This is a genomic window from Streptomyces sp. NPDC031418 (genome assembly GCF_055581605.1).
On sequence record NZ_JBVIJC010000019.1, the window covers coordinates 119,508 to 137,978 of the forward strand.

General features: G+C 70.6%; 18 protein-coding genes and 1 tRNA gene. 11 read left to right on the plus strand and 8 right to left on the minus strand.

Features of this window, described 5'->3' with window-relative positions; genetic code table 11:
- Nucleotides 1–1,329 (minus strand): sensor histidine kinase, encoded by a 1,329-nt coding sequence (locus ACZ5CZ_RS27070; RefSeq protein ID WP_385844930.1) that lies wholly within the window; start codon nucleotides 1,327–1,329, stop codon nucleotides 1–3.
- Nucleotides 1,330–1,489: 160 nt separating this feature from the next.
- On the opposite strand from ACZ5CZ_RS27070, the gene ACZ5CZ_RS27075 reads away from it, so the two are divergent.
- From ACZ5CZ_RS27075 to ACZ5CZ_RS27105, 7 genes are all read left to right on the plus strand, one after another.
- Complete coding sequence (locus ACZ5CZ_RS27075; RefSeq protein WP_385844931.1) at nucleotides 1,490–2,362, plus strand: terminase gpP N-terminus-related DNA-binding protein; 873 nt, start codon at nucleotides 1,490–1,492, stop codon at nucleotides 2,360–2,362.
- A gap of 11 nt (nucleotides 2,363–2,373) precedes the next feature.
- A tRNA-Gln gene (locus tag ACZ5CZ_RS27080) sits at nucleotides 2,374–2,444 on the plus strand.
- Between the two features lie 136 nt (nucleotides 2,445–2,580).
- Nucleotides 2,581–4,029: a bifunctional UDP-N-acetylglucosamine diphosphorylase/glucosamine-1-phosphate N-acetyltransferase GlmU gene (gene glmU, locus ACZ5CZ_RS27085; RefSeq protein WP_468946764.1), complete on the plus strand. Its 1,449-nt coding sequence runs from the start codon at nucleotides 2,581–2,583 to the stop codon at nucleotides 4,027–4,029.
- Nucleotides 4,030–4,184: 155 nt separating this feature from the next.
- Nucleotides 4,185–5,165 (plus strand): ribose-phosphate diphosphokinase, encoded by a 981-nt coding sequence (locus ACZ5CZ_RS27090; RefSeq protein ID WP_385844934.1) that lies wholly within the window; start codon nucleotides 4,185–4,187, stop codon nucleotides 5,163–5,165.
- Between the two features lie 234 nt (nucleotides 5,166–5,399).
- The gene (locus ACZ5CZ_RS27095) at nucleotides 5,400–5,993 is read left to right on the plus strand and encodes a 50S ribosomal protein L25/general stress protein Ctc (protein ID WP_385844935.1); all 594 of its coding nucleotides are present in this window, start codon (nucleotides 5,400–5,402) and stop codon (nucleotides 5,991–5,993) included.
- A gap of 88 nt (nucleotides 5,994–6,081) precedes the next feature.
- Nucleotides 6,082–6,684 carry an aminoacyl-tRNA hydrolase gene (gene pth / locus ACZ5CZ_RS27100; RefSeq protein ID WP_468946767.1) on the plus strand — a complete coding sequence of 201 codons (603 nt, stop codon included), beginning with the start codon at nucleotides 6,082–6,084 and terminating at the stop codon, nucleotides 6,682–6,684.
- Between the two features lie 148 nt (nucleotides 6,685–6,832).
- Nucleotides 6,833–7,363 carry a hypothetical protein gene (locus tag ACZ5CZ_RS27105; RefSeq protein WP_385844939.1) on the plus strand — a complete coding sequence of 177 codons (531 nt, stop codon included), beginning with the start codon at nucleotides 6,833–6,835 and terminating at the stop codon, nucleotides 7,361–7,363.
- 79 nt (nucleotides 7,364–7,442) lie between these two features.
- Here the strand turns inward: ACZ5CZ_RS27105 and ppc are convergent, their stop codons facing one another.
- Nucleotides 7,443–10,175: a phosphoenolpyruvate carboxylase gene (ppc, locus tag ACZ5CZ_RS27110; protein WP_385844940.1), complete on the minus strand. Its 2,733-nt coding sequence runs from the start codon at nucleotides 10,173–10,175 to the stop codon at nucleotides 7,443–7,445.
- Between the two features lie 304 nt (nucleotides 10,176–10,479).
- On the opposite strand from ppc, the gene ACZ5CZ_RS27115 reads away from it, so the two are divergent.
- Both ACZ5CZ_RS27115 and ACZ5CZ_RS27120 read left to right on the plus strand, forming a co-directional pair.
- Nucleotides 10,480–11,487: an acyl-CoA desaturase gene (locus ACZ5CZ_RS27115; protein WP_468946771.1), complete on the plus strand. Its 1,008-nt coding sequence runs from the start codon at nucleotides 10,480–10,482 to the stop codon at nucleotides 11,485–11,487.
- Nucleotides 11,484–12,161, plus strand: a complete 678-nt coding sequence (locus ACZ5CZ_RS27120) for a TetR family transcriptional regulator (RefSeq protein ID WP_385844942.1) — start codon at nucleotides 11,484–11,486, stop codon at nucleotides 12,159–12,161. Before ACZ5CZ_RS27115 ends, ACZ5CZ_RS27120 begins: the two co-directional genes overlap by 4 nt.
- Before the next feature lie 8 nt (nucleotides 12,162–12,169).
- Here the strand turns inward: ACZ5CZ_RS27120 and ACZ5CZ_RS27125 are convergent, their stop codons facing one another.
- Both ACZ5CZ_RS27125 and ACZ5CZ_RS27130 read right to left on the minus strand, forming a co-directional pair.
- Entirely contained in the window at nucleotides 12,170–12,529 is a 360-nt protein-coding gene (locus tag ACZ5CZ_RS27125) for a VOC family protein (protein WP_468946774.1), read from the minus strand.
- Nucleotides 12,530–12,531: 2 nt separating this feature from the next.
- Nucleotides 12,532–13,347, minus strand: coding sequence for a trans-aconitate 2-methyltransferase (locus ACZ5CZ_RS27130; RefSeq protein ID WP_468946776.1), 816 nt, complete (start codon nucleotides 13,345–13,347; stop codon nucleotides 12,532–12,534).
- 88 nt (nucleotides 13,348–13,435) lie between these two features.
- Here ACZ5CZ_RS27130 and tamR point away from each other — a divergent pair, with 88 nt between their 5' ends.
- The gene (gene tamR / locus ACZ5CZ_RS27135) at nucleotides 13,436–13,933 is read left to right on the plus strand and encodes a MarR family transcriptional regulator TamR (protein WP_031169761.1); all 498 of its coding nucleotides are present in this window, start codon (nucleotides 13,436–13,438) and stop codon (nucleotides 13,931–13,933) included.
- Here tamR and ACZ5CZ_RS27140 read toward each other — a convergent pair.
- Nucleotides 13,892–14,662, minus strand: coding sequence for a LuxR C-terminal-related transcriptional regulator (locus ACZ5CZ_RS27140; protein WP_385844947.1), 771 nt, complete (start codon nucleotides 14,660–14,662; stop codon nucleotides 13,892–13,894). The genes tamR and ACZ5CZ_RS27140 overlap by 42 nt on opposite strands.
- A 177-nt stretch (nucleotides 14,663–14,839) precedes the next feature.
- Here ACZ5CZ_RS27140 and ACZ5CZ_RS27145 point away from each other — a divergent pair, with 177 nt between their 5' ends.
- On the plus strand, nucleotides 14,840–15,283 hold the full coding sequence (locus tag ACZ5CZ_RS27145; RefSeq protein WP_385844948.1) for a GNAT family N-acetyltransferase: 444 nt from the start codon (nucleotides 14,840–14,842) through the stop codon (nucleotides 15,281–15,283).
- Nucleotides 15,284–15,296: 13 nt separating this feature from the next.
- Here ACZ5CZ_RS27145 and galK read toward each other — a convergent pair whose 3' ends face one another.
- The 3 genes from galK to galT are packed head-to-tail and all read right to left on the minus strand — an operon-like array spanning nucleotide 15,297 to nucleotide 18,471.
- The gene (galK, locus tag ACZ5CZ_RS27150) at nucleotides 15,297–16,451 is read right to left on the minus strand and encodes a galactokinase (RefSeq protein WP_385844950.1); all 1,155 of its coding nucleotides are present in this window, start codon (nucleotides 16,449–16,451) and stop codon (nucleotides 15,297–15,299) included.
- A complete protein-coding gene (galE, locus tag ACZ5CZ_RS27155; protein WP_468946782.1) occupies nucleotides 16,451–17,413 on the minus strand; it encodes a UDP-glucose 4-epimerase GalE in 963 nt (320 codons plus the stop codon). Before galE ends, galK begins: the two co-directional genes overlap by 1 nt.
- Nucleotides 17,410–18,471, minus strand: a complete 1,062-nt coding sequence (galT, locus tag ACZ5CZ_RS27160) for a galactose-1-phosphate uridylyltransferase (protein ID WP_385844953.1) — start codon at nucleotides 18,469–18,471, stop codon at nucleotides 17,410–17,412. Before galT ends, galE begins: the two co-directional genes overlap by 4 nt.

Here is an 18,471-nt window from a genome sequence, read left to right on the forward strand (position 1 = left end):
TCACCCCGCCGGAATCACCGCCGACACCCGGAACCCACCCGCATCCGTCGGCCCCGACACAAACACCCCACCCAGCGCCACCACCCGCTCGCGCATCCCCACCAGACCATTCCCACCCGAGGGCAACCGCGCCGCCGACGCGGACCCCGGCTCCGGCGGCGGACCGTTCTCCACCTGCATCGCGATCTCCGACACCCGATGCGCCAACCGCACCCGCGTCCGCGCCCCCGCCGCATGCTTGTGCACGTTCGTCAACGCCTCCTGCACCACCCGGTACGCCGTCTGCTCCACCTCCGCCGCATACGACCGCACCTCCCCCTCCACCGACAGATCCACCACCATCCCCGCAGCCGCCGACTGCCCCACCAACTCCGCCAGCTCCGACAGACACGGCCCGTCCCCCGAACCCGGAGAAACCTCCCCGTCCCCGGCCGCCCGCGTCGCCGCCGCCGCAGCCGCCTCACCCACCGCCGCCAACGGCACCCTCGCCGCAGCACGCGGGACCACGTCCTCCCCCGCCCGCAGCACCCCGAGCATCTCCCGCAACTCGGTCAACGCCTGCCGCCCCATGTCCCCCACCAGCGCCGCGTTCTTCACCGCCTTCTCCGGATCCTTCCGCGCCACCGCCTGCAACGCCGCCGCATGCACCACCATCAGGCTCACCCGATGCGCGACCACGTCATGCATCTCCCGCGCGATCCGCGTCCGCTCCTCGTTACGCGCCCACTCCGCCCGCTCCTCCGCCCGCTCCGCGAGCAACTGAAGCTCCCGCTCCAGCGAATCCGCCCGCTCCCGCAAGCTCTCCATCAACCGCCGCCGCGCCCCCACATACAGCCCCAACAACACCGGCGGCGCCGTCAGCCCCAGCGCCGTCGCCACCGCCGCGAAGGACACGAACCAGTCACCCAGCGTGAGATCGCCCCGCGCCATGTCCTGCCGCACCCGCACGAACGTCACCACGGCCGTGCCCACCAGAGACATCCCGGCCAACGCCCCGATGATCCGCCGCGGCAGCTCGCACGCGGCCAGCGTGTACAGACCGACAATGCCCAGCAGGAAGCCCATCTCGGCCGGCGTGATCGCGATCGCCACCAGCACGACAGCGACCGGCCACCTCCGCCGCACCAGCAGCACCGAACCCGCGACCAACCCGAACAGCACGCCCAGCCACACGGGAATCCCCGCGTCCCGGGCGAACGGAACCCCCTCCGCACCGCACTCCACGGCGGACACCAGCGCCAGGCTCCCGTCGAGCAGTGCGCTGCGCCACCTCGCCCACCACCAGGGGCCGGTCAGAGCCCTGGCATGGTCTTCCCCCGTCGTGGTCATAGCTCCAGCCTACGGGCGAGTGCCACCCCTTTTCCGGTGACTTTCCCCGGCCCCAGCTCACCACACTCCGTAACCGGGTGCGCTCGAAACAGCCCCAAATCCCTCGAACAGGTGAACCTTTCCTGTTCGACCCCGGAACACCACATTCCGCCCGGACGGTATGCGTATGACAAGCGGCAAGTACGCAGACCTCGAAGGCCTCCGGAACCAGGCGATCGCCCTGCGCCGGGCCGGCCACAGCCTCCGGCAGATCCGGGACGAGCTGAAGATCTACAACAACGACATCCTCAACCAACTGGTCAAGGGCGAGCCCCCACCGGAGTGGACCAAACGCCCCAGGGCCAAGGACGACCTCCGGGAGCGCGCCCGGGAACTGCGACTCCAGGGCTGGACGTACGACCGGATCGAAGCGGAACTGGGCTGCTCCCGAAGCTCGGTCTCGCTGTGGGTACGGGATCTGCCGAGGCCGGAGCGTAAACGCACCCCGGAGGAATCGGCGGCCATCGCCAGGAAGGGCTGGGAGGAGAGGCTGCGCATCCGGGAGGAGGAGCGCAGGCGCGTCAAGGAAGAAGCCAAGCAGGCGATCGGCGACCTCTCACCCCGGGAGCTGTTCCTGCTCGGCGTGGGCCTGTACTGGGCGGAGGGCGGCAAGGACAAGCCCTACGACCGCCGTGAGAACGTCGCCTTCGTCAACAGCGACCCCGGCATGATCATGATCTTCCTCACCTGGCTGCGCCTGCTCGGCGTGGAGGCGGAGCGGCTGCGGTACACGGTGATGATCCACGAGAATGCGGACGTCTCGGGCGCCGAGCGGTACTGGGCGGACCTCGTCGGGGCCGACGCCTCCGCCTTCAACAAGACAACCCTCAAGAAGCACAACCCCAAGACGGTGCGCAAGAACACCGGCGACGCCTATCGGGGGTGCCTGGTGATCAAAGTCCTGCAAGGTGCCGACTTGTACCGTCGCATCGAAGGCTCCTGGTACGGCATAGTGGAGGCCGTGCGCGAAGCCGATCAATCGAATCGGACATAGCGCGCCAATTATCCCGGATCGTCTAAGGGCAGGACAAACGGTTTTGGTCCGTTGAATGAGGGTTCGAATCCTTCTCCGGGAGCCCACAACACACACAACCGAAGTTCGGGTCCTGACCGGCACCACCCCCCGGCAGGGCCCGCTCTCATGTCCCCCACCAAACGCCCCGGTATCCTGCGGCTGTCACCCACACCCATTCAGAGCCGAAGGGCAACCCCGTGAGCGCCATTCGCCCGGCAGCCGTCGTCGTTCTCGCAGCGGGTGAGGGCACCCGTATGAAGTCGGCCACACCCAAGGTCCTGCACCAGATCTGCGGCCGTTCGCTGGTCGGCCATGTGCTGGCCGCCGCCCGGGAGTTGACCCCGGAGCAGCTGGTCGTCGTGGTGGGGCACGCCCGTGAGCAGGTCGCCGCACACCTCGCCGAGATCGACCCCGAGGTCCGTACCGCCGTGCAGGCGGAGCAGAAGGGCACCGGGCACGCCGTACGGATGGGCCTGGAGGAGCTGGGCGGGGCCGTGGACGGGACGGTCGTGGTGGTGTGCGGGGACACTCCGCTGCTCACCGGCGAGACGCTGGCGCGGCTCGCCGAGACGCACCGTGCGGACGGCAACGCCGTGACCGTGCTGACCGCCGAGATGCCGGATGCGACCGGGTACGGCCGGATCGTGCGGGACGAGGTCTCGGGTGCCGTCACGGCGATCGTGGAGCACAAGGACGCGAGCGCGGAGCAGCGGGCGATCCGGGAGATCAACAGCGGGGTGTTCGCGTTCGACGGGCAGTTGCTGGCGGATGCGCTGAAGCGGGTGCGGACGGACAACAGCCAGGGTGAGGAGTACCTCACGGACGTGCTCGGGATTCTGCGGGAGGCGGGGCACCGGGTGGGTGCTTCGCCGGCCGCGGATCACCGGGAGATCGCGGGGATCAACAACCGGGTGCAGCTGGCGGAGGCCCGCCGGATTCTGAACGACCGGTTGTTGGAGCGGGCGATGCTGGACGGGGTGACCGTGGTGGATCCGGCGACGACGTGGGTGGATGTGTCGGTGACGTTCGAGCGGGATGCGGTGGTGCATCCGGGGACGCAGTTGACCGGGTCGACGCATCTGGGTGAGGGCGCGGAGGTGGGTCCGAACTGCCGGCTGCGGGACACGCGGGTGGGTGCCGGGGCCCGGGTGGACAACACGGTGTCCGAGGGGGCCGTGGTGGGTGCGGGGGCGTCGGTGGGGCCGTACGCGTATCTGCGGCCGGGGACGCGGCTCGGCGCCAAGGGCAAGATCGGTACGTACGTGGAGACGAAGAACGCGTCGATCGGTGAGGGCACGAAGGTGCCTCATCTGTCGTATGTGGGGGACGCGACGATCGGTGAGTACACGAACATCGGCGCGGCGAGTGTGTTTGTGAACTACGACGGTCAGGACAAGCACCACACGACGGTGGGGTCGCATTGCCGGACTGGTTCGGACAACATGTTTGTGGCTCCTGTCACGGTCGGGGACGGTGCTTATACCGCTGCCGGGTCCGTGATCACGAAGGATGTGCCGCCCGGTTCGCTGGCCGTGGCCCGTGGTCAGCAGCGGAATATCGAGGGCTGGGTGGCTCGTAAGCGGCCGGGGAGCGCGGCGGCGAAGGCGGCCGAGGCGGCGTCCCGGGAGGGCGTGAGCGAGGACTGACCGGAATCGTGTGCGCCAAACACGGCGTACCGTGATAAGTGCACATCCGCACACGTGCACCCGCACCCCTACCAGCTGGTTTCGGCCTCTCTTGCCCAGACGGGAGGTCGTAGACGGCGCCGGCTGGCTGAGACAACCTCTGAGGAGACTGTGCTGTGACCGGGATCAAGACGACCGGCGAGAAGAAGATGATGTTCTTCTCCGGCCGCGCCCACCCCGAGCTTGCCGAGGAGGTCGCCCAGCAGTTGGGTGTCGGGGTTGTCCCGACGAAGGCCTTCGACTTCGCGAACGGCGAGATCTATGTCCGCTATCAGGAGTCGGCGCGTGGTGCGGACTGTTTCCTGATCCAGAGCCACACGGCTCCGATCAACAAGTGGATCATGGAGCAGTTGATCATGATCGACGCGCTGAAGCGTGCGTCGGCGCGCTCCATCACGGTGATCGTGCCGTTCTACGGGTATGCGCGGCAGGACAAGAAGCACCGTGGTCGTGAGCCGATCTCGGCGCGGCTGATCGCGGATCTGATGAAGACGGCGGGTGCGGACCGCATCCTGACGGTGGATCTGCACACGGATCAGATCCAGGGCTTCTTCGACGGTCCGGTGGATCATCTGTTCGCGCTGCCGCTGCTGGCCGACTATGTGGGCCGGAAGGTGGACCGGGACAAGCTGACGGTGGTGTCTCCGGACGCGGGCCGGGTGCGGGTGGCGGACCGCTGGTGCGACCGGCTGGGTGCGCCGCTGGCGATCGTGCACAAGCGCCGGGACAAGGACGTGGCGAACCAGGTGACGGTCCACGAGGTCGTGGGTGAGGTCAAGGGTCGTGTCTGTGTGCTGGTGGACGACATGATCGACACGGGTGGCACGATCTGTGCGGCGGCGGACGCGCTGTTCGCGCATGGTGCGGAGGACGTCATCGTGACGGCGACGCACGGTGTGCTGTCGGGTCCGGCGGCGGACCGGCTGAAGAACTCGCGGGTGAGCGAGTTCGTGTTCACGAACACGCTGCCGACGCCGGCGGAGCTGGGTCGTGACCTGGACAAGATCACGGTGTTGTCGATCGCTCCGACGATCGCGAGTGCGGTGCGTGAGGTGTTCGAGGATGGTTCGGTGACCAGCCTCTTCGACGAGCAGTGAGGTTTCTGCAACCCCGCTGCGGAACCCGGCTCCGACCCCGCTCCGCGAGGTAGCTGGAGATCCTTTTGAATGCGGCCTCCCCCTCCGAGTAGACTGCTCCAGTTGCTCGGCGAGGGAGGCCGTACTCCGTTTCGGCGGAAGGTACGGCGGTCCGTTATCGACGCGCTCTTCGTAGCAGGCCGTTCGTGGCCGGGTGACCACGTCCGTTCCGATTTTCTACGAGGAGTGATCCATATGTCCGAGGTGAAGCTCGCCGCCGAGACCCGTACCGAGTTCGGCAAGGGTGCCGCCCGTCGCATCCGCCGTGACAACAAGGTTCCGGTCGTTCTCTACGGTCACGGCTCCGACCCGCTGCACCTGACCCTCCCGGGCCACGACCTGCTGCTGGCGCTGCGTACGCCGAACGTCCTGATCTCCCTGGACATCGACGGCAAGACCAACGAGCTGGCGATCCCGAAGGCCGTGCAGCGCGACCCGCTGAAGGGCTTCCTGGAGCACGTCGACCTGCTGCTGGTCAAGCGTGGCGAGAAGGTCACGGTCGAGATCCCGGTGCACACCGAGGGCGAGCTGGCCCCGGGTGGCAACCTGCTGGAGCACGTCCTGGCCGCGCTGCCGGTCGAGGCCGAGGCCACGCACATCCCCGAGGCCGTCACGGTCTCCGTCGAGGGCCTGGCGGCCGGTGCCTCGGTGCACGCCAAGGACATCACCCTGCCGAACGGTGTGACGCTGGCCGTGGACGCCGACGCCGTCGTGCTCCAGGTGCTCCAGGCGCAGGCCGAGGAGACCGAGGGTGAGGCCGCCGAGGGCGAAGAGGCCGCCGAGGCCTGAGTTCCGGCAGTCTGCCCACAGCGGTAGCTGTTCGTTCCAGCCGCTGCTTCCCTTGGGGAGCAGCGGCTGTTGCCTTGCGTGAGGAGAGATGGACGTGACCACCCCCGCCAGTGCCCCCTGGCTGATCGTCGGGCTCGGGAATCCCGGGCCGGAGTACGCCATGAACCGGCACAACGTCGGTTTCATGGTGGTGGACCTGCTCGCCGAACGGATCGGCGGGAAGTTCAAGCGGGCCGGCAAGGCGCAGGCGCAGGTGCTGGAGGGGCGGATCGGTCCGGCGGGTCCGGCGAACCGCCGGGTGATCCTGGCCAAGCCGATGTCGTACATGAACCTGTCCGGCGGTCCGGTGAACGCGCTGAAGGACTTCTACAAGGTGCCGGTGGCGAACATCGTCGCGGTCCATGACGAGCTGGACATCGACTACGGCACGCTGCGGCTGAAGCTGGGCGGTGGCGACAACGGGCACAACGGTCTGAAGTCGATGACGAAGGCGATGGGCGCGGACTATCACCGGGTGCGGTTCGGGATCGGGCGGCCGCCGGGGCGGATGCAGGTGGCGGACTTCGTGCTGAAGGATTTCGGGTCGGCGGAGCGCAAGGAGCTGGACTACTTCGTGGACCGGGCGGCGGACGCGGTGGAGTGTCTGGTGACCGAGGGCCTGGAGCGGGCGCAGAGCGCGTACAACTCCTGAGCCGTCGGCCCGTACGACTCCTGAGCCGTCGGCCCGTACGACTCCTGAGCCGTCGGCCCGTACGACTCCTGAGCCATCGGGCCGTACAACTCCTGACATGTGCTTCTACGGCGGACAGCGAGGTTGACCGCCCGTACGGGTATGGCCAATGATCCCGGCCATGCCTGCCACAGCCAGCACTGCCCGTAGGGGCTCCGCCCGTCAGGGGTCCGTCGCCGCGTTGCGGTTCGGCCGGGTCGCGGCGGCGGGTCTGGTCGCCGCTGTGATCCTGTTCGCCGGGGTGTGGGGTTCCTGGGGCACCGCGCAGCACGTGATGCTGACCAAGGGCCGGGAGCAGGGCACGGTGCGGGTGACGTCCTGCGCGGGCGGTTCGTGCAGTGGCCCGTTCCGGCCGGTCTCGGCGGGGGCGCGGGCCCGCGCGCGGGTGGAGCTGGCGGAGTCGGTCGCGGTGCGCGAGGGGCGGACGTACGACGTGGTGTTGAAGCCCGGCACGGGGGACGCGGTGCGGTCGGGTCCGGCGGGGGTGCTGTACGCGTGGCTGCCGCTGGCCGGGGCGTTGCTGCTGGCGTCGGTGGTGGTGGGCGGCGGGATGCGGCTGCGGCGGTCGGCGTGGGCGCTGGGCCTGTCGGGCGTGGCGTTGCTGACGGCGGCCTTTCTCGCGGTGCAGACGGGTGGGTGAGCCCCACACGGCAGAAGAGGGTGCCCCCGAGGTCGTACGACCTCGGGGGCACCCTTTTCTGCTGTGTGGGGTCCGGTGATCAGCCGGTGTTGCGCAGGCCCGCCGCGACGCCGTTCACGGTGAGGAGGAGGGCGCGGGAGAGCAGCGGGTCGGGGCTGACGCCGGCCTCCGTGGCTTCGCGCTGCCGCTTGAGCAGGGCGACCTGGAGGTAGGAGATGGGGTCCAGGTAGGCGTCGCGGATGGCGAAGGTCTGCTTGAGGACGGGCTGGGCGTCGAGGAGTTCGTTCTCGCCGGTGACGCGCAGGACCTCGCGGACGGTCAGTTCGTGTTCGGCCTTGATGGTGTCGAAGACGTGCTTGAGCTCGTCGGGGACGAGGGTGTCGACGTAGTGCTGGGCGATGCGCAGGTCGGTCTTGGCGAGGGTCATCTCGACGTTGGAGATGAAGTTGCGGAAGAAGTGCCACTGCTGGTGCATCTCGTCGAGCACGGTGTCCAGGCCGGCCTCGCGCAGGGCCTTGAGGCCGGAGCCGACGCCGAACCAGCCGGGGACGATCTGCCGGGACTGGGTCCAGCCGAACACCCACGGGATGGCGCGCAGTCCGTCGAGGGAGACGCCGGAGCCGGGGCGGCGGGAGGGCCGTGAGCCGAGGTGCAGGTCGGCGAGCTGGTCGACCGGGGTGGAGGCGAGGAAGTAGGTCGGCAGGTCGGGGTCCTCGACCAGGCGGCGGTAGGCGGCGTGGGCGGCGTCGGAGACGACATCCATGGCGGCGTCCCAGCGGGCGAGGGCCTCGTCGGACTGGCGGGGCGCGGTGTGCAGGGCGGAGGCCTGGAGGGTGGCCGCGACGGTCAGTTCGAGGTTCTCCCGGGCGAGGGAGGGGATGAGGTACTTGTCGGAGATGACCTCGCCCTGTTCGGTGACCTTGATCTCGCCTTCCAGGGTGCCCCAGGGCTGGGCGAGGATCGCGTCGTGGGAGGGGCCGCCGCCGCGGCCGACGGTGCCGCCGCGGCCGTGGAAGAGGCGCAGTCGTACGCCGTAGCGGTGGGCGACGTCGCGCAGTCGGCGCTGGGCGCGGTGGATCTCCCACTGGCTGGTGGTGATGCCGCCGAACTTCGAGGAGTCGGAGTAGCCGAGCATGACCTCCTGGACGTCGCCGCGCAGCGCGACCAGGCGCCGGTAGGACGGGTCGGAGAGCATGTCCTCGAGGATGGTGTCGGCGGCCTTCAGCTCGTCGGTGGTCTCCAGGAGCGGGACGATGCCGATCTTCGCCCAGCCGGCGTGCAGGTCGATCAGTCCGGCCTCGCGGGCGAGGACGGCGGCGGCGAAGACGTCGTCGGCGCCCTGGCACATGGAGATGATGTACGACTCGATGACCTCGGGGCCGAAGACCTCCAGGGCCTTCTTGACGGTCTGGAAGACGCCGAGGGTCTTGGCGCCGGCGGCGTCGACGGGGGCCGGGGTGGAGGCGAGCGGGCGGCGGGAGCGGAGTTCCTTGGCGAGGAGCTTGGCCCGGTACTCGCGGGGCATGTCGGCGTAGCGCCAGGACTCCTCGCCGAGGCGGTCGAAGAGCTGGCCGAGGGCGTGGTGGTGGGCGTCGGCGTGTTCGCGGACGTCCATGGTGGCGAGCTGGAGGCCGAAGGCGGCGAGGGTGCGGATGGTGCGGCCGAGGCGGCCGTCGGCGAACAGGGTGCCGCGGTGCTCGCGCAGGGAGGTCTGGATGATCCGCAGGTCCTGGAGGAGTTCGCCGGTGCCGAGGTAGTCGCGGCCGGGCTCGTGCGGGGTGCCCTTGGCGAGGCGCTGCTTGGTGTTCTCCAGCTTCTGCCGGATGCAGGTGGCCTTGAGCCGGTAGGGCTCCTCGGCGTTGAGGCGCTTGTAGCGGGGGCTGATCTCGGGGAGCTGTTCGAGGTCGCGTTCGAGGGACTGGAGCAGTTCGTCGGTGGCGCCCGCGTAGCGGATGGAGTTGGAGAGCAGGCCGCGCAGCTCGTCGATCATCTCCAGGGCGTCGTTGATGCCGTGTTCGTGCTGGAGGATGAGGACGTCCCAGGTGACCTGGGGGGTGACGTTGGGGTTGCCGTCGCGGTCGCCGCCGATCCAGGTGCCGAAGGTGAGCGGGCGGGTGTCGTCGGGGAGCTTGACCCCGACCCGTTCCAGCTCGGCGGTGAGGTCCTCCAGGACGTCGCCGACGGCGTCGGCGTGCAGTTCGTCCAGGTAGTAGATGGCGTTGCGGGCCTCGTCGGCGGGTTCCGGGCGGACGACGCGCAGTTCGTCGGTCTGCCAGACCAGGTCGATGTTCTCGGCGAGGCGGACGTCGTGGCGGCGGCGGTCGGTGTCGAGGACGGGGGTGTCCAGGAGCGCGGCGATGCGCCGGAGCTTGTTGAGTACCGACCGGCGTGCGGCCTCGGTGGGGTGGGCGGTGAAGACCGGGCGGACGTTGAGGTTCTGGACGGTCTGCCGCAGGTGCTCGGGGTCGGCGTCCTTGAGCCGGTCGGCGGTGCGGGAGAGCAGGCCGCCCTCGGCGGCGCGCCGGGCGCGCAGTTCGCGGCCGCGGTGTACCTGCTCGGTGATGTTCGCCAGGTGGAAGTAGGTGGAGAAGGCGCGGACCAGCTTGGCCGCGGTCTCCAGTTCGGTGCCGCGCAGCAGCTCGGCGGCGGCCTCGCCGTCCTCGCGGGTGAGGCGGCGGACCTTCTCGACCAGTTCCAGGAGCTCGGGGCCCTCCTGCCGTACGAGCGTCTCGCCCAGGAGATCACCCAGTCGGCGGATGTCGGCGCGCAGCTCGCTGCCGGTCGTGGTGGTCTGGTCGTCGGCACTGCTCACAGGTGCGGCTCCTTGCAGTGTTGAAGCTCGTCTGGGAGGGAACCCGGCGTCTGCCACGCGGCGGGTGCCGCATACGGGCCGGAGCGTCCGGGAAGGAAACTTCAGCGGACCGCGCTGTCCGACCGTCTCCAAGGATAGGTGTCGAGGCGGACGCGCTGGCCCGTGGGGCTCTTGCCGCCGGGTGACACGCTGCCATACTTACGTCGCCGTAGGTTACGGAACCGTAGGGAAGTGCCTTCGAGTCCCGCACGGCTCCGGCTGCCCGGCATCTCCGGCCCGAATCCTCGACCCCCCAGGGGACCGCATGACATCACGTTCCGATGTGATCGACGAAGCCCGTACGGCCAACGACACTCTTTCCCCCTCCGCCACGCTGGGCGGCGAGCAGAAGCGTTCGATCGAGCAGATCACGCTGCTCCTGTTCATCACCGTGCCGTTCCTGGCACTGGTGGCGGCCGTGCCGCTGGCGTGGGGCTGGGGGGTGAGCTGGCTCGATGTGGGCCTGCTGGTGTTCTTCTACTTCCTCGGGTGCCACGGCATCACGATCGGTTTCCACCGGTACTTCACCCATGGTTCGTTCAAGGCGAAGCGGCCGCTGCGGATCGCGCTGGCGGTCATGGGGTCGCTGGCGGTGGAGGGACCGCTGGTGCGCTGGGTGGCCGACCACCGCAGGCACCACAAGTTCTCCGACGCGGAGGGTGACCCGCACTCGCCGTGGCGGTACGGCGAGACGGTTCCGGCGCTGCTCAAGGGCCTGTGGTGGGCCCATGTCGGCTGGATGTTCGACGAGGAGCAGACGCCGCAGGAGAAGTACGCCCCGGATCTGGTCAAGGACCCGGCGATGCGGGCGGTTTCCCGCCTGTTCGTGCTGTGGACCGCGGTGTCGCTGCTGCTGCCGCCGCTGATCGGTGGTCTGGTGACGATGTCCTGGTGGGGCGCGTTCACCGCGTTCTTCTGGGGTTCACTCGTACGAGTGGCGCTGTTGCACCATGTGACGTGGTCGATCAACTCGATCTGCCACGCGGTGGGCAAGCGGCCGTTCAGGTCGCGGGACCGTTCGGGCAACGTGTGGTGGCTGGCGGTGCTGTCCTGCGGCGAGTCCTGGCACAACCTGCACCACGCCGACCCGACCTCCGCGCGGCACGGTGTGATGCGCGGCCAGATCGACTCCTCGGCGCGGTTCATCCGCTGGTTCGAGCTGCTCGGCTGGGCGTACGACGTGCGCTGGCCGTCACGCTCGCGTATCGATTCGCGCCGGAACACCGGGGAAGGCGGCGCCCGGCGGCGGAGGGAGACCGCGAAGGCGGCATGATTGACGCCGTGGCGACCGATTCGAGCAGCACTTCCGGCAGTGACAAGCAACGGCGGACCCGCCGGACCCGTATGACCGGTGCCGAGCGCCGCCAGCAGCTGCTGGAGATCGGTCGCACGCTCTTCGCGGCGAAGGGGTTCGAGGGCACCTCGGTGGAGGAGATCGCGGCGAAGGCCGGGGTGTCCAAGCCGGTGGTGTACGAGCACTTCGGCGGCAAGGAGGGGCTGTACGCGGTGGTCGTGGACCGGGAGATGCGGCGGCTGCTGGACATGGTCACCGGCTCGCTCACGGCCGGGCATCCCCGGGAGCTGTGCGAGCAGGCGGCGTTCGCGCTGCTGGACTACATCGAGGAGTACACGGACGGCTTCCGGATCCTGGTCCGTGACTCGCCGATCCCGCAGTCGACGGGGTCCTTCGCCTCGCTGATCTCGGACATCGCGACGCAGGTGGAGGACATCCTGGGTCGCGAGTTCAAGTCCCGCGGCTTCGATCCGAAGCTGGCCCCCCTGTATGCCCAGGCGCTGGTCGGCATGGTCGCGCTGACCGGCCAGTGGTGGCTGGACGTGCGCCGCCCGAGGAAGGCGGAGGTGGCGGCGCACCTGGTGAACCTGGCCTGGCACGGCCTGGACGGCCTGGAGCAGAAGCCCCGGCTGATAGGTCACCGCAAGGCGTAACAGCGGCCCTAGCGGGGCTGGAGGAATTCCAGCCGGTTGCCGACGGGGTCCTCGGAGGAGAAGCGCAGATGGCCGGGCAGGTCGTCGTCCCAGGTGACCGGGGCGCCGTGGGCGGTGATCCGGGCGGCGTACGCCTGGATGTCGGTGACCCTGAGCCCGGGGTGGGCCTTCTTCGCCGGGCGGAAGTCCTTCTCGATGCCCAGGTGGAGCTGGACGGTCCCGGCCTGGAACCAGCAGCCGCCGCGGGCGGCCAGGACCGGCGGCTTGGGGATCTCGGTCATGCCGAGGGCGTCCACGTAGTACGCGCGCAGGGCGTCCTCCGCGCCGGGCGGGGCGGCCAGCTGGACGTGGTCGATGGCGGCGAGCACGGTCAGACCTCCTTGACGGCGACGGCGAAGAGCCGGCGGAAGGGCAGGACCGTGCCGTAGGGGGCACGGGGGTACGCCTGGCGGAGCAGGTCGCGGTACTCGGTGACGAACGCGTCCCGGGCCTCGGGGTCGTCGGCGAGCACGGTCAGCGCGGGCCGTAGCCCGGTGCCCCGCACCCAGTCCAGGACCGGGTCCTCGCCCTTCAGGACGTGGAAGTACGTCGTCTGCCACACGTCGGTGGCGCAGCCGAGGCGGGCGAGGCGGTCCAGATAGGCGCCGGGGCTGTGGACGGAGTCGGTGGCGCGCAGGACATCGCCGAGCCGGGCCTTCCAGCGGGGGGTGGCGGCGAGGTCGCGCATCAGGGCGTGCAGGGGCGCGTCGATGTTGTCGGGGATCTGGAAGGCGAAGGTGCCGCCGGGGCGCAGGGCGGCGGTCCAGTCGGCGAAGCGGTCGGCGTGGCCCGGCACCCAGTGGAGCGTGGCGTTGCTGATGATCACGTCGTACGGCTCGGTGGGCGTCCAGGTGCGGGCGTCGGCGTGGGTGAACTCCAGCCGTCCTCCGCCGGGCGTGGGCCCGGCCTGTTCGGTGTGGGCGCGGTCGAGCATCTCGGGCGAGTTGTCGTAGCCGGTGATGTGGGCGGTGGGCCAGCGTTCGGCGAGCAGGGCGGTGGCGTTGCCGGGGCCGCAGCCGAGGTCGGCGATCCGGGGCCGGCCGGTCGAGGGCGGTTCGGGCACCCGGGCGAGCAGGTCGGCGAAGGGGCGGGCGCGGTGGCCGGCGTGGTGGAGGTACTGGGCGGGGTCCCAGGCGGGGTTGGTCATGGCACCACTGTCCCCACCCCGCTATCTCGATGTCAAGAGACTCGACATCAAGAGACTTCACGTCGACACAACCACTACACTGATCTCCATGGAGGACGAGGTCGATCGGCTGGTCGCAGCGTGGCGCCGGGAGCGTCCGGACCTCGACGTGGAGCCGCTGGAAGTGCTCAGCCGGGTGAGTCGGCTCGCCCGGCACCTGGACCGTGCGCGCCGGCTGGCGTTCGCCGAGCACCAGCTGGAGCCCTGGGAGTTCGATGTGCTGACCGCGCTGCGGCGCGCGGGCACGCCGTACCAGCTCTCCCCCGGACAGCTGCTGACGCAGACCCTGGTCACCTCGGGCACGATGACCAACCGGATCGACCGGCTGGCCAAGAAGGGCCTGGTGGAGCGGTTGCCGGACCCGAGTGACCGGCGGGGCGTGCTGGTGCGGCTGACCGACACCGGCCGGGACCGCGCCGACCAGGCGCTCGCGGGCCTGCTGGAGCAGGAGCGGGCGATCCTGGGCGAGCTGTCCCGGGCCCAGCGTGCGGAACTGGCCGGCCTGCTACGCCAGCTGACCGCCCCGTTCGACAACATCCCCGGCTAGGTCCGCCGGCCCGACCCCGGCCCGCCGGGCCAGCGCCACGGCGGCCAGGGTGGAGTGGACGCCCAGCTTGCCGAGGACGTTCTGCATATGGGTGCGCACGGTGTGCGGGGAGAGGTAGAGCCGCTCGGCTACGGCCTTGCGGCCCAGGCCCGCGACCATGCAGCGCAGCACCTCGCGCTCCCTCGGGGTGAGGGACTCCACCAGCCGCTCGCTCTCGGTGCGGTGCCTGCGGGCCGCGGTCAGCTCCCGGAGCACCCCGGTGAGCAGGGCCGGCGGCAGATGGGTCTCGTCCCGCAGCACGCCCCGGATCACCGCCAGCAGCCGGGACAGCGAGCAGTCCTTGGCCACCCAGCCGGAGGCGCCGGCCTGGAGGGCGAGCGCCGCCCGCCGGGGATCGTCCTTCTCGGCGAGGACGACGGTCCGCACGGCCGGCTGCGCCGAACGCACCCCGGCGACCAGCGAGATGCCGTCGACCAGTCCCTCCTCGTTGCCCGCCCGCACCGGCACGGCCGGGCGGGCGCCGGGCGGCAGCCGGCCGCCGAGGTCGGCGTCGACGAGGAGGACGTCGAAGCGGCGGCCCTCGGCGGCCGCACGCTCCAGACACCGCAGCGCGGCGGGGCCGCTGCCGGCGGCCGAGACCTCGACGTCGGGCTCGGCGGCCAGTGCGGCGGCCAGCGACTCGGCGAAGATGCGGTGGTCGTCCACGACCAGGACTCGGATACGAACCACAAAACCCCCACTGGTACGTGCAGAGAGAGCTACCCCCACCACGGGCTTCGTACCCGGCCGTCTCGCCCCCTGATCGGCACCGGCCCCCACCGGCACCGCTCCTCAGAGTACGGCTGGGCGCCGACAGGGGAAGGCGGTTTGCGGAACTGGCCGAACAGCGCGTTTAGGGTGAGCCGCATGTTTCGTATTGAGGCAGAAGTCGACAAGGAACGGCGCGATCTGCTCCGCTCCCGCCTCCGCGACACCAACACCGCGGCCTCGCCGGTCCTGCGCGCACTGCGGGGCACCCCGGGCGAGCGGGAGGTACCGGTGCACGTGTGGGCCCTGGACGCCTCCGGTGATCTGGCGGGCGGCCTGGTCGGCCATACCTGGACGACCTGGCTGCACATCACCTACCTGTGGGTGGACGCCCGTCACCGGGGCGCGGGCCTGGGCTCGCGCCTGCTCACCGAGGCGGAGCGCGTCGCCGCCGGCCGCGGCTGCACCGGTGCCCGGCTGGAAACGTGGGACTTCCAGGCCCCGGACTTCTACCGCAAGCAGGGCTACGAGGTGGTCGGCGTGATCCCCGACTACCCGCCGGGGATCACGGAGTACACCCTGACCAAACGGCTGACCGGCTAGCCGGGCCTCCGGCTCAGCTCAGCCGGAGCGCCCCCGGCGACGGCACCGCCTCGAAGACGCGCGGGGCGGTGTGGCCGTTCGCCGCGAAGGCGTCCTCGACCGCCTTGGTGAGCGTCTCCACGTCGGCCGTCTCCGCGAGGACGATCGCCGAGCCGCCGAAGCCGCCGCCGGTCATCCGGGCGCCGAGGGCGCCGTTCGCCAGGGCCGTGTCGACGACCAGGTCCAGCTCGGGGCAGGAGACGCGGAAGTCGTCGCGCAGCGAGGCGTGGCCCTCGGTGAGGACGGGGCCGATCGCGCGGATCTCGCCGGAGCGGAGCAGCGCCACGGCCCGCTCCACCCGCTGGTCCTCGGTCACCACGTGCCGGACCAGCCGGACGACCTCCTCCTCGTCGCCCAACCGGGCGAGGGCCGCGTCGAGTTCGCCGTAGGGGATGTCCCGGAGGGCGTCGACGCCGAGCAGGGCGGCGCCCTTCTCGCAGCCGGCGCGGCGCTTGCCGTACTCGCCGCCGCTGTGGGCGTGCGTGACCCGGGTGTCGACCACCAGCAGGCGCAGGCCCTCGGCCGCGAGGTCGAAGGGGATCTGCTGCTGGGAGAGGTCGCGGGTGTCGAGGAAGAGCGCGTGGCCCTCCTCGCAGCAGGCGGACGCCGTCTGGTCCATGATGCCGGTCGGCGCGCCGACGTAGACGTTCTCGGCGCGCTGGCAGACCCGGGCCAGCTGCCAGCGCTCCAGGCCGAGGCCGTACAGGTCGTTCAGCGCCAGGGCGACGACGACCTCCAGGGCCGCCGAGGAGGACAGGCCCCCGCCGGTGGGGACCGTGGAGGACAGGTGGATGTCCGCGCCGGTCACCGGGTGGCCCGCCTCGCGCAGCGCCCAGGCCACGCCCGCGGGGTAGGCCGTCCAGCCCTCGGTGCGCTGCGGCGCGAGGTCGTCCAGGCGCAGCTCGACCGGGCCGCCCTCGATGTCCGCCGAGTGCAGGCGCAGCCGGCCGTCACTGCGCCGGGAGACGGCCGCGGTCGCCCGGTGCGGCAGGGCGAACGGCATGACGAAGCCGTCGTTGTAGTCGGTGTGCTCGCCGATCAGGTTGACCCGGCCGGGCGCCGCCCAGACGCCCTCCGGCTCGGCGCCGTACAGCTCGGCGAAGCGCTCCGCGACCTGTTGTGCCCCCACTACTGCTCCCTTGCGATGTGCTGCGCGAACTGCCAGGCGTCCGCGACGATGTCCGCGAGATCCGTGCGGGACGGGTTCCAGCCCAGCTTCTCGCGGGCCGTGTCCGCCGAGGCGACCAGGACCGCGGGGTCGCCGCCGCGGCGCGGGGCGATCACCTCCGGGATGGGGTGGCCGGTGACCTGGCGGACGGTCTCGACGACCTCGCGGACGGAGAAGCCGTTGCCGTTGCCGAGGTTGCAGATGAGGTGCTCGCCCGGGGTGGCGGCCTGTACGGCCAGCAGGTGGGCCTCGGCCAGGTCCGCGACGTGGATGTAGTCGCGGATGCAGGTGCCGTCGGGGGTCGGGTAGTCGTCGCCGTAGACCGAGATCGCGTCGCGGCGGCCCTGGGCGACCTGGAGCACCAGCGGGATCAGGTGCGACTCGGGGTCGTGCCGCTCGCCGTGGACGCCGTAGGCGCCCGCGACGTTGAAGTAGCGCAGGGAGACCGCCGCCAGGCCGTGGGCGTGCGCCTCACTGGTGATCATGTGGTCGACGGCGAGCTTGCTGGCGCCGTAGGGGTTGGTCGGCCGCGTGGCGGCGCTCTCCACGATCGGGACCTGCTCCGGCTGGCCGTAGGTGGCGGCCGTGGAGGAGAACACCAGCCGGCGTACGCCCGCCTCGCGCATGGCGCCGAGCAGGGCGAGCGAGCCGGCCACGTTGTTGTCCCAGTACTTCTCCGGCTTCACCACCGACTCGCCGACCTGCGAGCAGGCGGCGAAGTGCAGCACGCCGTCGTAGGACGGGTCGAGCCACTTGGCGGCGTCGCGGATGTCGCCCTCGACGAAGGCCGCGCCGGCGGGCACGCCCTCGCGGAATCCGGTGGAGAGGTTGTCGAGGACGGTGACCTCGTGGCCGGCCTCCAGCAGGTGCTGGGCCACGACACTGCCGACGTAACCCGCGCCACCCGTCACCAGGTACTTCATGAAGTCGCTACCTCTCGCAGTCGCTCGGCCGCGCGCTCCGGCGGCACGTCGTTGATGAACACGCTCATGCCGGACTCGGAACCCGCGAGAAACTTCAGCTTGCCGGAAGTGCGGCGGATGGTGAAAAGCTCGAGGTGCAGCGCGAAGTCGTCGCGGGTGACACCGTCGAACTCCTCCAGCGCGCCGAACGGGGCCTGGTGCCAGGCCGCGATGTAGGGCGTCGGAGGCTCCCCCTCGCCGAAGATACGGTCGAAGCGCCTCAAGAGTTCCAGATAGACCTGGGGGAACTCTGTGCGCGCGGCCTCGTCCAGCGCGAGCAGGTCCGGCACCCGGCGCTTGGGGTACAGGTGGACCTCGTACGGCCAGTGCGCCGCGTACGGCACGAACGCCGCCCAGTGTTCACCCTCAAGGACGACCCGCTCACCGGCGAGTTCCCGGGCCAGGACCGCGTCGAAGAGGTTCTCCCCGCCGCTCGCGTCCCTGTGCGCGGCGAGCGAGCGGAGCATCAGCGCGGTGCGCGGGGTGGTGAAGGGGTAGGCGTAGATCTGTCCGTGCGGGTGGCCCAGGGTCACACCGATCTCGGCGCCCCGGTTCTCGAAACAGAACACCTGCTCGACGGAGGGCAGATGCGACAGCTCCGACGTGCGGTCCGTCCAGGCGTCCAGCACCAGGCGCGCCTGCTCCTCGGTGAGGTCGGCGAAGGAGGCCTCGTGGTCGGAGGTGAAGCACACCACCTCGCAGCGGCCGGAGTCGCCGGCGAGCGAGGGGAAGCGGTTCTCGAAGACGACGACGTCGTACGACGAGTCCGGGATCTCGCTGAGCCGGTCGCCCTGGGTCGGGCACAGGGGGCACTCGTCGGCCGGCGGGTGGTAGGTGCGCCCCTGGCGGTGGGAGGCGACGGCGATGGCGTCGCCGAGCAGCGCGTCCCGGCGGACCTCGGACGTGGTGACCGTGCGGTCCAGCGGACGGCGGTCGACCGCGTCGCGCACGGTGTCGTCGCGGAGGTCGTAGTAGATCAGTTCACGACCGTCGGCCAGCCGGGTCGAGGTCTTCTTCAC

Excerpts from the sequence above, each read along its gene's own strand:
- ACZ5CZ_RS27070 (WP_385844930.1), bottom strand. The coding sequence starts at position 1,329 with ATGACCACGACGGGGGAAGACCATGCCAGGGCTCTGACCGGCCCCTGG.
- ACZ5CZ_RS27075 (WP_385844931.1), top strand. The coding sequence starts at position 1,490 with ATGCGTATGACAAGCGGCAAGTACGCAGACCTCGAAGGCCTCCGGAAC.
- ACZ5CZ_RS27095 (WP_385844935.1), top strand. The coding sequence starts at position 5,400 with ATGTCCGAGGTGAAGCTCGCCGCCGAGACCCGTACCGAGTTCGGCAAG.
- pth (WP_468946767.1), top strand. The coding sequence starts at position 6,082 with ATGGACGTGACCACCCCCGCCAGTGCCCCCTGGCTGATCGTCGGGCTC.
- ACZ5CZ_RS27105 (WP_385844939.1), top strand. The coding sequence starts at position 6,833 with ATGATCCCGGCCATGCCTGCCACAGCCAGCACTGCCCGTAGGGGCTCC.
- ACZ5CZ_RS27115 (WP_468946771.1), top strand. The coding sequence starts at position 10,480 with ATGACATCACGTTCCGATGTGATCGACGAAGCCCGTACGGCCAACGAC.
- ACZ5CZ_RS27120 (WP_385844942.1), top strand. The coding sequence starts at position 11,484 with ATGATTGACGCCGTGGCGACCGATTCGAGCAGCACTTCCGGCAGTGAC.
- ACZ5CZ_RS27130 (WP_468946776.1), bottom strand. The coding sequence starts at position 13,347 with ATGACCAACCCCGCCTGGGACCCCGCCCAGTACCTCCACCACGCCGGC.
- tamR (WP_031169761.1), top strand. The coding sequence starts at position 13,436 with ATGGAGGACGAGGTCGATCGGCTGGTCGCAGCGTGGCGCCGGGAGCGT.
- ACZ5CZ_RS27145 (WP_385844948.1), top strand. The coding sequence starts at position 14,840 with ATGTTTCGTATTGAGGCAGAAGTCGACAAGGAACGGCGCGATCTGCTC.
- galE (WP_468946782.1), bottom strand. The coding sequence starts at position 17,413 with ATGAAGTACCTGGTGACGGGTGGCGCGGGTTACGTCGGCAGTGTCGTG.